Annotated in this window: 11 protein-coding genes and 1 pseudogene; 6 read left to right on the top strand and 6 right to left on the bottom strand. The window is 40.1% G+C overall.

Going from position 1 to position 15,691, the window contains the following annotated elements; translation table 11 throughout:
- The first annotated feature begins 33 nt into the window (after positions 1 to 33).
- Positions 34 to 603 carry a hypothetical protein gene (locus tag ANSO36C_RS01210; protein ID WP_251958021.1) on the top strand — a complete coding sequence of 190 codons (570 nt, stop codon included), beginning with the start codon at positions 34 to 36 and terminating at the stop codon, positions 601 to 603.
- Here ANSO36C_RS01210 and ANSO36C_RS01205 read toward each other — a convergent pair.
- From ANSO36C_RS01205 to ANSO36C_RS01185, 5 genes are all read right to left on the bottom strand, one after another.
- The gene (locus ANSO36C_RS01205) at positions 600 to 1,778 is read right to left on the bottom strand and encodes an acyltransferase family protein (protein ID WP_251958020.1); all 1,179 of its coding nucleotides are present in this window, start codon (positions 1,776 to 1,778) and stop codon (positions 600 to 602) included. The two genes, ANSO36C_RS01210 and ANSO36C_RS01205, sit on opposite strands and share 4 nt — an antisense overlap.
- A 97-nt stretch (positions 1,779 to 1,875) precedes the next feature.
- On the bottom strand, positions 1,876 to 2,586 hold the full coding sequence (locus ANSO36C_RS01200) for an acyltransferase (protein WP_251958019.1): 711 nt from the start codon (positions 2,584 to 2,586) through the stop codon (positions 1,876 to 1,878).
- 1,350 nt (positions 2,587 to 3,936) lie between these two features.
- Positions 3,937 to 5,934, bottom strand: a complete 1,998-nt coding sequence (locus ANSO36C_RS01195) for a potassium channel family protein (RefSeq protein ID WP_251958018.1) — start codon at positions 5,932 to 5,934, stop codon at positions 3,937 to 3,939.
- Between the two features lie 390 nt (positions 5,935 to 6,324).
- Entirely contained in the window at positions 6,325 to 7,449 is a 1,125-nt protein-coding gene (locus tag ANSO36C_RS01190; protein WP_251958017.1) for a hypothetical protein, read from the bottom strand.
- A 194-nt stretch (positions 7,450 to 7,643) separates the two neighbouring features.
- Entirely contained in the window at positions 7,644 to 8,231 is a 588-nt protein-coding gene (locus ANSO36C_RS01185; RefSeq protein WP_251958016.1) for a Uma2 family endonuclease, read from the bottom strand.
- Between the two features lie 151 nt (positions 8,232 to 8,382).
- Here ANSO36C_RS01185 and fni point away from each other — a divergent pair, with 151 nt between their 5' ends.
- The 3 genes from fni (at position 8,383) to ANSO36C_RS01170 (ending at position 12,047) form a co-directional block, all read left to right on the top strand.
- The gene (gene fni, locus ANSO36C_RS01180; protein WP_251958015.1) at positions 8,383 to 9,432 is read left to right on the top strand and encodes a type 2 isopentenyl-diphosphate Delta-isomerase; all 1,050 of its coding nucleotides are present in this window, start codon (positions 8,383 to 8,385) and stop codon (positions 9,430 to 9,432) included.
- 151 nt (positions 9,433 to 9,583) lie between these two features.
- Positions 9,584 to 11,419 carry a signal peptide peptidase SppA gene (gene sppA, locus ANSO36C_RS01175; RefSeq protein ID WP_251958014.1) on the top strand — a complete coding sequence of 612 codons (1,836 nt, stop codon included), beginning with the start codon at positions 9,584 to 9,586 and terminating at the stop codon, positions 11,417 to 11,419.
- Between the two features lie 388 nt (positions 11,420 to 11,807).
- On the top strand, positions 11,808 to 12,047 hold the full coding sequence (locus ANSO36C_RS01170) for a hypothetical protein (RefSeq protein WP_251958013.1): 240 nt from the start codon (positions 11,808 to 11,810) through the stop codon (positions 12,045 to 12,047).
- 619 nt (positions 12,048 to 12,666) lie between these two features.
- Here the strand turns inward: ANSO36C_RS01170 and ANSO36C_RS01165 are convergent.
- Positions 12,667 to 12,822, bottom strand: a complete 156-nt coding sequence (locus ANSO36C_RS01165; protein WP_251958012.1) for a hypothetical protein — start codon at positions 12,820 to 12,822, stop codon at positions 12,667 to 12,669.
- Positions 12,823 to 12,994: 172 nt separating this feature from the next.
- On the opposite strand from ANSO36C_RS01165, the gene ANSO36C_RS01160 reads away from it, so the two are divergent.
- The gene (locus tag ANSO36C_RS01160; RefSeq protein ID WP_251958011.1) at positions 12,995 to 14,224 is read left to right on the top strand and encodes a zinc-dependent alcohol dehydrogenase; all 1,230 of its coding nucleotides are present in this window, start codon (positions 12,995 to 12,997) and stop codon (positions 14,222 to 14,224) included.
- 119 nt (positions 14,225 to 14,343) lie between these two features.
- Positions 14,344 to 15,585 (top strand): annotated as a pseudogene (locus ANSO36C_RS01155) (cation:proton antiporter); the annotation flags it as partial.
- Positions 15,586 to 15,691 lie beyond the last annotated feature (106 nt).

Here is a 15,691-nt window from a genome sequence, read left to right as displayed (position 1 = left end):
GTAGTAAGTCACCAATCTGGAGGAAGATTTGTTGTGAGTAACCGAGCATCAACCAATAGGATGAAAAAAGCGCTATGGGATGTATTCATTTTGAAGGGAAATTTTGATGAAGGTAGTTGCAGAATCCCCAACGCAGTAAAAATTGCTCAAGTAATTGTAATTTTGGCAGCGATCGCCCATGCTTCAGGCAGTGTAATTATTCCATTACTGGCTCAGGTGACATTATCACTGCTAATTTTTATATTTGTAATCAGCGCTTTAAGTGTAGTAGCAGGTTACTATTTTTGGACATTTACCATTTGGAAAATCGGACAGCAGTTGCGATTATCTATCCCTACCTATAGAAAACTGCTGATTCCGATTGGCTTTGCTTATAGTCCCCAAATATTCAACTTTTTTACAGTGATTCCGCTTTTGGGAAGACCAATTGAAATTGGACTATCACTCTGGAGTTTGTTAGCAGTAATTGTAGCCTTAAAGGGTTGGTTAAATATCAAATTGACCAAGGCAATTTTAATTTGTTTAAGTGGCTGGATAATTGTACAAATTGCCATTGGAGTCATTCAAATTACACTCCAACGACTGATAATTGAGACTAGTTAGATAAGCTCATCTTTCACCTTGCGCTTCTTTAAGAAATTCGACATAAATGGTCGCTCAAAGAATAAGTAAAACCAATAAGCAATGATCAGTGACAGGACTGTACCTAGTAAATAGGATGCAGCAGCAAACATATCTGGTGAGATTGGCAGGTAAAACAGGAAATAACGCACGAAGACTAAGACTGGCCCATGAGTTAGATAGAGGCTATATGAAAACGTTCCAAGTGCGATCGCCCAAGGATGTTGTAATATCCTTAATGCTAATTGTGGCTCTTTTCCGTTAATGATTGACTTGGTTAAACCAATAAATAAACAAGCAAAGGCAAGTCCAGCAAAACTTTGATTAATCCATATATGCAATCCTAGTTGTCGCCATTCAGTAATAAAGGCAATACAAGTAAAGATAATAGCCAGTCGCCCCCAAGGTAGAGAATTTCTCATAGCTACTAGCTTGGGTTTTTGGGAAAATCCAATATCTGCTGCTGCCATTCCTAAACAGAATATGCCTAAAAGCCAAGGATTGGCTTGTTCAAGAAATCCATTGAACAAATATATGGGTATTAGACCAATTACAAAGGCGATGATGACAACCATCAATAATCCAAAACGCCGCCATATAGGCAACAATAATAGCGGAAACAAAAAGTACATTTGCCATTCTATTGGAATACTCCACATAGGTGAGTTGATAGTTATGTATGTACTCTCGCTAAGATTGTGAACTAATAGCAGGTGAGATAAAACATCAATCAAAGAGAATTTAGGAGAAAATGAGCCTAGTCCGGCTAATTCATTCCATTGAAAACTGGTAAATTGCTCAATAATGAAGACAACTAATCCTATTAGCAGACAGATGAATAAAGCTATGTAGTACGGAGGTAAAATTCGCCGCGATCGCCTCTTGATATAATTAATCAAACTTCCTGGCAAATGACCATTTTCAGAACGTGCTACTGGCAGCATCAAAACATAGCCAGAAAGTACAATAAAACTGACGACACTAAATGCACCATATTTCATAGCCCTCACAAAAAATAACCAGTGCATAGGTAATTGCTCTCCGATTCCTGGTTCAACGTGAACAAGTACAACATACAGAGATGCTAATCCACGTAAGCCATCCAAGTAAGGAAGATGAAGTCTCTTATCAGTAGATTTTTCTGTTATTTTAGTCATTGACTTTATTTCCTACTATGGTTTTACTGATAGATAGATTTACCTCTGGTTAAGGTGTTTAATAATACTCAAATTGTCTGTTTTGTTGCCATTAGTTTTAAGATGACATAGGCAATTCTGTAGACTGGGCAAATTCTTTACCTTCACGCTTTTTGATTACTCGTGCAGGTACACCCACAGCTACCGAAAATGGGGGAATATCTTTAGTGACAACAGCACCAGCACCAATTACACTGCCTCTACCAATGGTGACACCATCTAATACTTTCACCCCATGTCCTAGCCAACAGTCATCCTCAATCACGATTCCTTTACAAGTAATACCTTGGTATTTAATTGGTTCTGTCGGATCTGCAAAGTTGTGGTTATTGGCATACATTGCAGTGTGATCTGCAATTAAACAGTGCTTACCAATTTTGATATTTCCAGGGCCGCTAATACAAACGCTAGGGCCAATAAAAGTATCTTGTCCAATGTGAATAGAAGTGTTGTTTAGTGCCCCAATTAAAACGTTGCGCTCAATAATAACTCCATTTTCTAGATGAATTCTATTGTTTTCGTGTCCTTTTCCATCGATACGAACACCTTTTAAAATATATACTCCATTCCCAATTTCAATAGCATCAGTACTAATAAATTCAACACCGTCTTGAATATAAACTGAGCTACCTATCCGGGAAAAAATAGTGCGATATAGCAGATTACGTAACTTTACGCCGCCAAAAATTGTTGGAATATCGCCTAAAAGAGTGGTCAATAAAAGTTGTTGAAAACGCTTAAGCTTTGAAAAATGTTTCAAGTTATTCATGGCTCTATTCTTCCCAGCTAAATTGTGTTATTGGAAATTTATGGAATCTTGAAATGCCTAAGTAAAAACATCCTGTATTTGAGTCTTTTTATGTACCATCTATATTTATATATCTGCATTTTGAGATTGCATATCCATAAAAAATAAGATGGCTAAAATAAAGTTTTTCAAATGTTTGAAAAACCCAAGGCAAGCTCTAAAGTTAGAAGCTATTGAATACAGGTGTTATTTAATTGTTAGACATAGCTATACAAGAAATGCTGTATCTGTTTACAAACAAATTCTGTAATTACAGTAGTTTGCAATATTCTGAATTCTGCTGTATTCTCGAACAGAATTCAGGAGTCAGAATGGGCTAAACACCCCGCTATCGTTAACATAATGAATTTTGTACGACTGGCAGATAGCGCAGCGCAAAGCCTACGGCATAGCTTTGCTTAGAGCGAGTCCGCGTACTCCTACGGGGAAGCAAGCTACGCGTAGCGTCTTGTAGAGAGCGTCTTGATTCTGACCGGAGGCGGAGCGTCTCCAGATCGGCTCCTGAATTCAGAATAGCTGAATTCTTCTTCAATACGTGTACTAGTTGGAAATTAGACAAAATACTTTTTGATATTCGGAACTGATGAATACTGAAGCTTAATGCTTTGCCACAGCATGAAATACCTAACTCTCTATGTGTATTAGTTAGCAATTTGGCAAGCTCATGTAATTTAGATATTCAATCATCAAATATCAAAGTATTTATTTCAATTCAATTACATCTGTTTACGCTGTTCCGAAATCGGAATCGAATTTACTCACGCCATCAAGATGTAATTGTCAAATTCCTGGTACAATTTTCAAGCAAGCAAAAGCACGTTAAATTAGGGGGGAGTATCTCCAACTTCAGCCATTACATTAAAGTTAACCATTGGAGCAAATAAATAAATATTTCCTCGATTACTATAACGGCTTCCTTGCAGCCTGTTTTGTGAATCTGCTGCTATTATCATCATTACGTACACAGAAAATTTACATCTTCGCTAAAACGCCTTTATAGTGACACAGTTAATGTGCTTTCACCATCCTAAAAGAGACTTACAAAATTATCATCAAGAAACTGTAAAGTTTAAATAAAAAATATAAAGATTTAAAAGTAAACATAAATTTATAATCAGTATTTTTCTTAATAAAGGTATCAATCATACTATCTATCACCCTCTACCAATTAAATATTTGCCAAAAACGACCAAAAAAATTTTGTTTTTTGGCATTTTTATATGCTTTAAGGTTAGCCCCTGGAAAGATTTACACTCACGTTAAACTAGACATCGCTGCTGCACTTAACTAACTATCAAAGTGCTACTCTTTCTAAACATTACGGGCTATATGAGCTAGAACTTGAGATTTACTTAATTCACTTACCAAGCGATAGGCTTGGTGTTTGTACAGGGGGTATTGTAGAGTTTCGGGTAGTTGCTTCATCAAGGTTCTTGCGAGCTGCATATCACAACCACACACCCGCGAAATGACTGCTGCTCCTTCAAAAGCTGCTTGTGCAGATACTGCTTTCTCTACTCGCACTAACCATTGACCGGCTGGAATGCTTCCTCGTTCTACTCTTTGCAATCCTTCAATTGTTCCCAAAACCACTAAGCGATCGCCTACACGAAGCCTCATATCATCAGAGGGCATAAACTTTGCAGGTTGATGATTAGCTTTGGCATGTAAAATTGGCACTAATCCATAGCCGTAAGCAATATCTGCCAGTAATCGTCCGTTGAGGGTGTCGTTTGCTTCAATTTGATATTCAGTCACAAGTATAGTTTGTTTATTTAAACGAAATAGATTAAGGATATTTTCCCCAAAAGCAGCTGCTGCAAATGCTTCAGCTGCAAGTGCATAGACGCCCATAACCCGAGCATAGGGCAGCAGTTGCGCGACATTCTCACTAAAACGTGGGTCGAAAGTACGAATAGCCAAACTGGCTGTGGGGTTAGCGGCGTGAGTTCTCAAGGCAATTTCTAAGTTTACCACCTCATCATCAGTGACAACAATGACGCTTTTGGCGGTGGTTATATTGACTTTATTAAGAGCATTAGTGATATCTCCGATAATTAGCGGCATTTGGGGTAACACTCCTGGTTCCAAGTCAGTGGCGTGAACTCCCACTAATGGTTGCTTGAGTTCAAGCAATAGCTGTGCAACTCGTCGACCGACTCTTCCCAAACCAATTAGTACTATGTGATCTGCTTTTGGCACAGAGGGACGACCCTTGGAAAATTGAAATCTGGCAGCTAGGATACGTTCAGTCATAATGGCATAAAGAATACCGACAAAAACCGTACCTGCCACAGTCAAGCTGATACTGAAGAGATGCAACCACCAAGGAACGGGAAAGGGCAGTTGTATTTGTCCGAACAGGTTATCGTAGCCACCAAGGCTCAGAACTAGGGAAACATTAATGGCATCCTGTAAGGTGATTTTGGGGTATTGCAGCTTGTATAGCACCGTTCCACATAAGAATAATCCGACCATGAAAATGCTGCAAACTATAGCTACACGTTGGGTTTGGCTGTTTTGTTTCCAAAACTGAGTTAGTCTGTTTCGGAGATTTTGCCACTTTAGGATAGTAACAATTGTTTGCCAGAATTGCTTGATACTTTTGGCAGGTCGTGCTGATGGAGGGATAAGGTTTTGGTTGACTTCAATATAGGCGATGGTATCTCCTGACAAAACTTGAGCATTAGGTTCCCATTGGTAGAATATCTTTGGTAGGGGTTTCCCTGCTTTAGCATGGAAGAGAACTCGGCGGTGAGGATTATTAATGTTCTGAAGTGGGTGATAATTGCTCCAAGGATGGGAAACGTCAATTGGTACTCTCACCACACGGACTAAATGATTTTCTAAAGTGAAAAAATCCTTAGTTTCACTGCTTAGAGCAGCGAGTGCAAAACTTTTAGCAGGTAACTGAGTAGCTTCAAAGGCCACAAAATTACCGAGGTTTTCACTGAGTAATTCATTGAGATTTTCTTGGGCTGACCGGATGACTAGGCGTAGATTGGGATTAAGCGATCGCGCTGCAAATGCTGCTGCAATATTCACCCTCTCATCACTGGTAACAATCAGAATTGCCTGACACAGGCCAATCCCGGCTTCTTCCAATACCTTGGGTTGACGACAGTCACCAATCACAAGTTTATCTACTAAATCGGATATGTCAGGAATTTCCCATTTTTGAATGTTTTCGATTTCAATAGCATTTACCTTTGCACCAAATTCTTTCAAGATAGATACACAATACTGCCCCAAATTCCCCAGCCCACAAACTAAGAAAGAATTGATATTTCTTGTTGCATTTTGTCCCATGATAAAAATACTCGTATTTATCTAGTAATCCTAAATGAGTTGTAGTTCTTTAATGTCTAGCTAAATTGCGGAGAAAGTATTAGATTAGCTCGCATAAATCGATAAAAACTAGATTGACAAAGGGGAGCATCCCAATTTTGCAAATTTACCAATTAGAACTAGTCATTGCGAATGGAGCGAAGCGGAATGAAGCAATCGCAAAGTCTAGCGGCTGCGATTGCTTCGCTTCATTTCATTACGCTCGCAATGACAAAATATGTTTTTACACATTTGGGATGCTCCCTGACAAAGCGCTCAATCATTAGTGCCTGTTAAGCTATAGTTTTGCATCAAGTGATATTTATTTTCTGACTACACATACGACAATATCTTTATGAATCGTTTATATTTTTATTCATGAGATGAGAGAGATAAAATTGATTTGAGACTGTCTGGATTCCATACGTAGTTTTTCATATCGCTTGGCCATGATATTTCATCGGTTGTAGCAATTTCTAAAGTGTTGGAACTGAGTTTGTTATATAAGCCCATAAAATCACCAACTTCAATTTGATTTTTCTTAAAAGTCTGGCGAAGAAGTTCGATTGTAAACATCATATTATGGGCTTCAAAGTTGCCTTCAGTAAACAAACGCTGAAATACCAAAAATTTTATATCGTCTCGTTTTTGCTCAATAGCCCTTTGGGGTGTCATTCCAAATTTTTGTGGTAATATATCGCCTTCAATGAAAACCATAATATAATTTGGGCCTGGTATCCATTTTCGATAGCCGTTTCCGAAGGTCAAAACATTGATGAGTTGATTAGTATGCTGCTGCCACTTCTGTTCTTGAATTTGTCGTTCTTTAAAGTCAAACACCCTAGCATGTTCACTGATAAAAATTCTTTTAGCAAGCTTAATAGCTCTAGCCAAGTAAATTGTTCCAAGACTATCACCCGATAAATTAAGAGGTATCGAGTTGTTTACAGAGTAATTAATCAAAATGGCTGCATTTTTAATAACTGGACTACCAGATAAATTTAGATAGTCAATAACTGCATTTATCCAGTCGAGGTATCGGTTAATGAAAGCAATAATTGGACGTTGCTTCAGAAAAGAAGAGTTGTTCATATTGGCGATACCAGTTAAAAGAGTACTAGCATACCTACGGCTCCTTTTTGAAGACTCAGATTTATTTTGTCCCAGCCCAGAGACAAATATTGTAAAAAGTTCGTGCTTATCGTTTTCTGGATAATAGGCAATCTCAGATGCAATCATAGTGATGGGATTAACAGATGATATAACCGAGTCAAAATCAAAAACCTCTTCGCTACCTGGATTTTGGAATTGTCCATCAAACTTTTTATCTGGGAATAGAGCTTCAAGAGGCCAACGCCACCAGGGAGATATAATTTGTGTTGTCTTGTCTAATCTATTCATAAAAGGCTTTCCTAGAATATTGTCCCTGTCGCTTTCTTTCTTGAGTACCAGCTTGGGGAAAATGTTGATAATGAATACATTATCGTTGGTCGTCATCTGTACCGCAAAGTTGATGACGAAGGCAAGAATATTGAAGGTGACAAGGTAGTTTACCGATATCAGGAGGTGGGAGCGATCGCCTTTTGATTAATGGCACTTTGCGGCTTCCCGCAGGGTAGCACCTGGCGTGCGGTTTCTAACCGCCGATTTCACTTGCTTCTCGGTAAGGGTTCAAATCAACCGCAGGCATTTTATTCCTCAATCAACTCAAAATCAACTCGCTCATAAATATCACGCAGGGCAATTTGAAAATCGATAGAATCTAATACTAAAACTGCATCTTCACCTTCATATTCCTTAAAAATCCATTGACCTTCTGCTTGCTTTGCAAATTGTTCCACAGCAAAACTATACTGGTCAATCATAATATATTCTTGAAAACCAGGAATTGAACGATAATATTTAAACTTATCTGTTTTGTCATAATTTTTAGTTGAATTTGATAAAACTTCAACAATTAATAAGGGATTAGTGATAATTGTTTTACCTGTTCCCTCATAAATAGGCTTACCTTTGATGACCATAACATCAGGATAAGTATTAATGCGATAACGAAATATTGATAATTTCACATCGCCTATGTAAATCTCATAATCTTGTCCTTGCACTGTCAGGGGAAATTTTTTGTAAAAATTACCTGCAATGTTGTTGTGGTTAGTTGTTCCTCCTGTCATGGGTATAATTTCTCCGTCTCTGTATTCATTTTTATATTCAGCCTTCTCTTCTAATTCCAAATATTCTTCTGGGGTGTAGTAGCGCTTTTCTGTTTGTAAAACCATATTAATTAACTCACAAAAGGGGAATGGTTCTGTTATCAATAGCGTAACGTACCCGAAAGATAGCGAAAATAAATATTTTTGTTATACAAATACGGTTGCAGACAATGTAACAATAGCGATCGCAAGCCAATACTTTTAGCCATACCCACCAGTGAACGCCCCTACCAACATCTCTGCACAAACTCAGAATCGCAAAGCCGATCACATTCGGATCTGTTTAGAAGAAGATGTTCAGTCTCATCAAATCACCAATGGACTGGAACGTTATCGCTTTACCCATTCTTGCTTACCCGAACTCAACTACAACGATATTAATATCAGTACAACTTTCCTGGGGAAACACCTTGGCGCACCCTTGTTAATTTCTTCCATGACTGGCGGAACAGAACAAGCGGCAATGATTAACCAACGTTTGGCCCAAGTCGCGCAACACTACAAAATTGCGATGGGTGTCGGTTCTCAGCGCGTAGCAGTAGAAAAACCCCAGGTAGCTGATACTTTTGCTGTCCGCAAGTATGCCCCTGATGTTCTGCTATTTGCAAACTTGGGTGCTGTGCAACTTAACTACAAGTACGGCTTAGATGAATGTTTGCGCGTAATTGATATTTTAGAGGCTGATGCCTTGATTTTACACATTAACCCTCTACAAGAGTGCATTCAATCGAAAGGTGATACTAATTTTAAAGGTTTGCTTGACAAGATTTCTAAATTATGTTTTAAATTACCAGTGCCAGTGATTGCGAAGGAAGTTGGTAATGGCATTTCAGCCGCGATCGCCAACCAACTCATTGCCGCCGGAGTAGCAGCAATTGATGTAGCTGGTGCGGGGGGTACTTCTTGGGCAAAGGTAGAAAGTGAACGGGCAGAAAATCCTTTGCAACGTCGTTTAGGGAGAACTTTTGCCGATTGGGGTTTACCGACGGCAGAGTGTATTACAACTGTTAGAGCGATCGCTCCAGATGTGCCCTTAATTGCTTCGGGAGGTTTGCGTCACGGATTGGATATTGCAGCTGCGATCGCCTTGGGAGCAGATATCGCTGGTTTAGCAATGCCTTTTTTGCAAGCAGCAGCAACATCAGAGACAGCAGTTGCCGAACTTGCTGAAGTATTAATCGCCGAAATCACCACAGTCTTATTCTGCACTGGCAACGCCACCTTGTATCAGTTAAAGCACTCTGGTAGTTTACAGCGCATAGAATAAGTAAATAGGTCATTAGTCATTAGTCATTAGTCATTAGTCATTTGTCCTACCCTGCGGGAAGCCGCAGAAGCGTCTATGTCATTTATAAATGCCCAATGCCCAATGCCCAATGCCCCATGCCCCATGCCCCATGCCCAATGACTAATAACTAATGCGTAATTTTATCAAACAAACTTTTGCTAGTTTAGTTGGCACTTTACTAGGACTAATTATTTTCGGTGGTTTAGGAACCGCCGGACTGTTCTTACTGATATTGGCTGCTAGTTCCTCCAAAGATACTGGGCCCTATGTGAAAGATAAGTCAATGCTGGTTTTTGACTTATCGATGAAAATTACTGATAGTGAACCTAGTTCAGGCGAACTGTTTCAAAACACATTATCAGGTGTAGATGACGAAAGGATGGCACTCCGCAAAGTTGTGCAAACCTTGGAAAAGGCGCGACGCGATCGGCGAATTGTTGGGATCTATTTAGATGCAACGAAGACAAGCCAAGCTAGTAGCCTTGGCTACGCCTCCCTTAAAGAAATTCGGAAAGCCCTTGAGGAGTTTCGCGCTGCTGGAAAAAAGATTGTGGCTTATGGCAGTGATTGGAGTGAAAAGGAATATTACCTTAGTTCAGTGGCAGATTCCATTATCCTTAATCCTCTAGGAATGATGGAAGTTAACGGTTTAAGTTCACAACCGATGTTCTTAGCGGGAGCATTGCAGAAATATGGCATTGGTGTTCAAGTCGTGCGGGTAGGGAAATTTAAGGGAGCCGTTGAACCGTTTCTTCTCACTAAATTGAGTCCAGAAAACCGCGAACAAACTCAGAAATTGTTAGATGATGTTTGGGGAGAGTGGCGCACTACTGTGGGCGCAAGTCGGAAACTTGCACCTAATAAATTGCAAGCGATCGCAGATAATCAGGCGCTACTGGAAGCCACAGAAGCCAAAACTAGCGGTTTAGTTGATCAAGTACAATACCCAGATGAAGTGGTAACTGACCTGAAAAAGTTGACAGATACTGATAAAGAAGACAAAACATTCCGACAAATTACCCTGAATAGCTACGCAGAAGTTTCCGGCAAATCTTTGGGTGTAGAACGTAGTTCAAAAAATCAAATTGCCGTTGTTTATGCTGAGGGTGAAATTGTCGATGGTAAAGGAGAAGATGGGCAAGTAGGAGGCGATCGCTTTGCCAAAATCTTCAACAAACTCCGACAAGATAAGGATGTAAAGGCTGTTGTATTACGAATTAATAGTCCCGGTGGTAGCGCTACTGCATCTGAAGTCATGCAGCGAGAAGTGAAATTAACTCGCAAAGCGAAACCAGTTGTAGTCTCAATGGGTGATATCGCCGCTTCTGGTGGTTATTGGATTGCTAGCGACTCAAATCGCATTTTTGCCGAACCAAATACCATTACAGGCTCAATAGGTGTATTTGGGGTGTTGTTCAATGGTGAAAAGCTGGCTAATGATAATGGCATCACCTGGGATTCGGTAAAAACTGGAACCTATGCTGATAGTCAAACAGTTTCGCGTCCGAAATCGCCCCAAGAGTTAGCGCTTTATCAGCGCAGTGTTAACCGAATTTATAATATGTTTCTGAATAAAGTTTCTCAAGGTCGCAAACTCCCAGAACAAAAGGTAGCAGAAATTGCCCAAGGACGGGTTTGGTCGGGTGTAGCAGCGAAGGAAATTGGTTTGGTAGATGAAATTGGTGGTTTAAATAGTGCGATCGCTTATGCTGTCAAAGAGGCGAAACTAGGAGAAGACTGGGAAGTGCAAGAATATCCTCGCACAAGCAGCTTCGGAGAACGCTTTTTTGGGCGTGCAACAGAAGAGGTGCGGACTGCTTTCGGGATTGAGGGGACGCCACTCAAATCAGCCAATCCCCTCACCACTGAATTTCAGAAATTGCAACAAGAAGTAGAGATTCTGCAAAAGATGAACGATCCACAGGGAGTTTACGCCCGCTTGCCTTTCAACTTGAAGATTGAGTAAATGCTTTTCTGAGCATCAGTAGGTAGCAACTCACCGACTACGCCGAGGCTAACGGGTTTCAAACGGAATTTTATGGTGTGTAAAGACTATGTAACGCTACGTCTCTACAAAGGCTATCGACAGGCAACTTATCTTATGCGAACCCTATTAAGTTGCCCTCGTTAGCCCGAAACCAGCTGACATTTGCTGCATACATGTGTAAAGTAGTTGAGAGTGTATTAAAATCTCTAACTTTTGACATAATTTTAGATTTGAAATTTTGCTAAAGCAGACCGATTAAACAGTGGCTTAACTCTAGAAAAATCTAAAATTCTTTATCTAGACTAATTTATTCACATATTTAGCCACTGTAAATTCTAAAATACAAAATTGAGTAAAACATCCATCTATGGCTAGAAAAACACAACGTCTTTTACTGCTAATTGTTTCCTGTAGTATAACTGGTGTAATTTTAGGAGGTACTGCTGGTTGGGCAGAAAGTAGTCTCTGCCTGGGAGACAGCAAAGTTACAAGTGAGTGCCTAACCCAAGATCCGTTCCAAAAAACTATCCAAGGTATGAGTACTGGATTGTTAGCTGGGGCTGGGGCCGCTTTTGGTGCAGTCTGGCAGTTACGGAATGAGGATTGAGCATGAATTACCACTAACCCGAAACTTCGGGTTAGATTAAGTTTCTGGACTAATTAGCCAGTGCCTCCACTTTGAATTTTGCCCAGCATAAAGTCATGTGGGTCAATTATTCTCTCTCATCTCCTCTGTCATAGTTTGTTTGCAAAAAAGGTGAAAGTTCTTTATTTAACTTACCTGCGCGGACAAACTCAGCGTAGGTATCAGCTTCAATTGCCAGTAGTTCCCCTCGCAGTTCTTCGGCGTCTGTGCTTAGTATACCTAAGATAATTTAACTAATTAGCAACTTGGATTACTAGCGATCGCTTCCGACGGAGCGATCGCTATTAACCATGATCCTATTAAAAAGTTTGCTATTGCTTCCAGTTTCTTTGCCTGACATTGCATTGCTATCCACAATTTATCGAACAGAATTCAGGAGTCAGGAGTCAGAAAACAAACATGAATTTTGTACGATTGGCGGATAGCGCAGCGTTAGCGACGCAGGAGCGTCTGAATAACCGGGTTTAGACTCCCACTAAATTGAAAATTTAGTGGTCTTCAAGACGCTCGTGGACTCGCTAACGCTACGCTATCAGTCGCGGGTATGAACCCCCGACTGATAGTGAGTCCGCGTTCGCTTTTAGCGTCTCGTAGAGAGCGTCTTGATTCTGACTCCTGTTAGCGGTAGCGGGGCGTTTAGCCCATTCTGACTTCTGAATTCTTCTTCAACTCCATCTAAAGGACGATAAGAAACTATAGCAATATCGATACCATAATTTTTAAGTGCGTATGTCATGTAGCCCAAAATAAGCTCAATTGTCTGCTGAAGCTATCCATCAAAAAATAATTTGGATACAAGATTTCTTGACTCTATTGCATATATATTTTCTCGTGTTTTTTAGTAGCTAAAAACACAAGCTACTCATTTTTGTCTGAAATGTAAACCTCATGAATTAGGAGTACTCACCATGAAAGCGGTTGTTTTTCACGGAATCGGAGATATTCGATTATATAACGTACCAGAACCAAAAATTAAAGAACTAACTGATGCCATTATTCGGCTGACCTCTAGTGCAATTTGTGGCACGGATTTACACATGATTCGTGGAACATTCACGGGAATGAAACCCGGTACAATTCTGGGACATGAAGGCGTTGGTATTGTTGAAGAGATTGGCTCCAATGTACGGAATTTGAAAATAGGCGATCGCGTTGTCGTTCCCTCGACAATTGCCTGCGGCTACTGTTGTTACTGCCGCACAGGATATCACGCTCAATGTGATAACGCCAATCCCCACGGGCATAACGCCGGGACAGCTTTTTTTGGAGGCCCAGAAGCAGCAGGCCCCTTTGATGGATTGCAGGCGGAATATGCTCGAATTCCTTATGCCAATGCAGGGTTAGTAAAATTACCAAAAGAGGTTACAGACGACCAAGCAATTCTGTTGTCTGACATCTTCCCTACGGCATACTTTGGAGCCGATATTGCAGAGATCACACCAGGGGATACAGTTGCCATATTTGGCTGTGGCCCTGTTGGGCAGTTTGCGATCGTTAGCGCCAGATTATTCGGTGCAGGACGCATCATTGCAGTGGATACAATTCCCTCACGTTTAGAAATGGCGCGTGATTTGGGTGCAGAAATCATTGACTATAATGCCGAAGATCCAATTGAAGCAATCCGCGAACTAACTGGAGGAGTTGGTGTGGATAGAGCGATCGATGCAGTTGGTGTAGATGCTAATGCTCCTGACAGTGGCCCAGCAGCCAAAAAAGCACGACAAGAAGCACAACAATTTCAACAACAGTTACAACAAATTGCCCCTAAAACCAATCCTCAAAACGGCAATTGGCATCCAGGTAATGCTCCTTCTCAAGTATTAGAGTGGGCAGTTCAAGCATTAGCCAAAGCTGGTACACTCTCAATTATTGGAGTTTATCCCCCCACCCATAATTTCTTTCCCATCGGCACAGCAATGAACAAAAATCTCACAATCAACATGGGCAATTGTAATCACCGCAAATATATTCCTACGTTGGTGGATTTGGTTCGTAATGGCACAGTAGACCCCACAAAAGTCTTAACACAGGTCGAGCCGCTAATGTCAGCTATTGATGCATATAAGGCATTTGACCAACGGCAACCAGGTTGGGTGAAGGTAGAATTAGTCCCTGGAGCAGCTTTAGCTAATGTTTAGAGTCTTTGTCAAGGTTGTATTGTGAACTAAGAACTTTTTTGACATCAGCAAGTTACCCTACTTGCTGATGGTTTTTGATTTTAATTATAGGAGGTTGTACAGCACGACTTAAATTTTTTATGGAAGAATCTTTGCCTATTACTATTTTGATAAGTGTAACGGTTGTAGCTGGTATTGCTGCTCAAGTTTTAGCTGGTTATTTTCACATTCCTAGTATTGTCTTGCTACTTCTGTTCGGGATTCTTCTGGGGCGAGATGGTTTTGATTTTTTAGATCCATCATTATTGGGTGTTGGTTTAGAAGTTCTGGTTTCGCTGTTAGTAGCGGTGATTTTATTCGAGGGTGGTTTAAATCTACAGTTAGGAGAGTTAAAAGAAGTTTCTACAAGCCTTCGTAATCTTGTCACTTTGGGAGTACTAATTACCTTAACGGGGGCTGCAATAGCTGCACACTGGCTAAGTGAATTTCCTTGGCCAATTGCTTTTCTATATGCCTCTTTAGTAGTTGTGACAGGCCCAACAGTTATTAATCCCCTCCTCAAGCAAATTAGTGTAGAAAAACAAGTCTCAACACTTTTAGAAGGAGAGGGGGTTTTTATCGATCCAATTGGTGCAATTTTGGCTGTAATCGTGCTTCATTTTGTGTTGAGTGGAAATGTGGAGCCTCTCATTTTAATTAAGGGTCTAGTTTTACGTTTGGGTCTAGGCATAATTATTGGTGTAGGTGGAGGCTGGTTGCTATCCCAACTTCTCAAACAGGATCAATTCTTGTCTCAAGAGTTAAAAAATTTAGTTGTTTTAGCTAGTGTCTGGGGTTTATTTAGTTTGGCACAGGCGCTACGTGGTGAGTCTGGTCTAGTGGTTGCTGTAGTCATGGGGATAGTTTTAAGAGCTAGTAACCTGCCTTCGGAGCTTTTACTACGTGGGTTTAATGAACAGTTAAGTATTTTAGCCAATTCAGTTTTGTTCATTCTATTAGCAGCAGACTTATCAATTGCCAGTATTTTCGCTTTGGGTTGGGGTAGTGTTCTGGCAGTTCTAGCGCTGATGCTGATAATACGTCCTATTAACATTTTAATATCTACCTGGAATCAAGATTTAAACTGGCAACAGCAGTTATTTTTATCTTGGGTTGCTCCCCGTGGAATTGTAGCTGCTTCTTTAGCTTCATTATTTGCAGTTTCACTTACAAAACAGGGTATTAATGGCGGTGATTCAATTAAAGCCTTGGTATTTTTAACAATAATGATGACAGTTTTACTCCAAGGATTGACGGCTGGGTGGGTTGCCAGTTTACTCAATTTACGTTTAACTAGTCAAAGTGAACAGGAGTGTTTGCAAGCAGGTAATAATGATATTAATACGCAAGAAATTGGAAAAATAAGTAGAATTGATTCCGAGTTAATTTAGCCATATTTATATTAGTTATGAATTTAAATAGATATAGCTTCCATTATCAATATTAGTT

This window comes from Nostoc cf. commune SO-36 (assembly GCF_023734775.1).
Taxonomy (GTDB): domain Bacteria; phylum Cyanobacteriota; class Cyanobacteriia; order Cyanobacteriales; family Nostocaceae; genus Nostoc; species Nostoc commune_A.
The sequence above is the reverse complement of the archived record's forward strand: the minus strand, read 5'-3'. Positions and strand labels throughout refer to the sequence as shown.

Bases quoted from the DNA above. Each gene is read 5' to 3' on its own strand.
- ANSO36C_RS01170 (WP_251958013.1), top strand. From the start codon at position 11,808: ATGGCTAGAAAAACACAACGTCTTTTACTGCTAATTGTTTCCTGTAGT.
- sppA (WP_251958014.1), top strand. From the start codon at position 9,584: ATGCGTAATTTTATCAAACAAACTTTTGCTAGTTTAGTTGGCACTTTA.
- ANSO36C_RS01205 (WP_251958020.1), bottom strand. From the start codon at position 1,778: ATGACTAAAATAACAGAAAAATCTACTGATAAGAGACTTCATCTTCCT.
- ANSO36C_RS01190 (WP_251958017.1), bottom strand. From the start codon at position 7,449: ATGACGACCAACGATAATGTATTCATTATCAACATTTTCCCCAAGCTG.
- ANSO36C_RS01195 (WP_251958018.1), bottom strand. From the start codon at position 5,934: ATGGGACAAAATGCAACAAGAAATATCAATTCTTTCTTAGTTTGTGGG.
- ANSO36C_RS01160 (WP_251958011.1), top strand. From the start codon at position 12,995: ATGAAAGCGGTTGTTTTTCACGGAATCGGAGATATTCGATTATATAAC.
- ANSO36C_RS01200 (WP_251958019.1), bottom strand. From the start codon at position 2,586: ATGAATAACTTGAAACATTTTTCAAAGCTTAAGCGTTTTCAACAACTT.
- ANSO36C_RS01165 (WP_251958012.1), bottom strand. From the start codon at position 12,822: ATGACATACGCACTTAAAAATTATGGTATCGATATTGCTATAGTTTCT.
- ANSO36C_RS01185 (WP_251958016.1), bottom strand. From the start codon at position 8,231: ATGGTTTTACAAACAGAAAAGCGCTACTACACCCCAGAAGAATATTTG.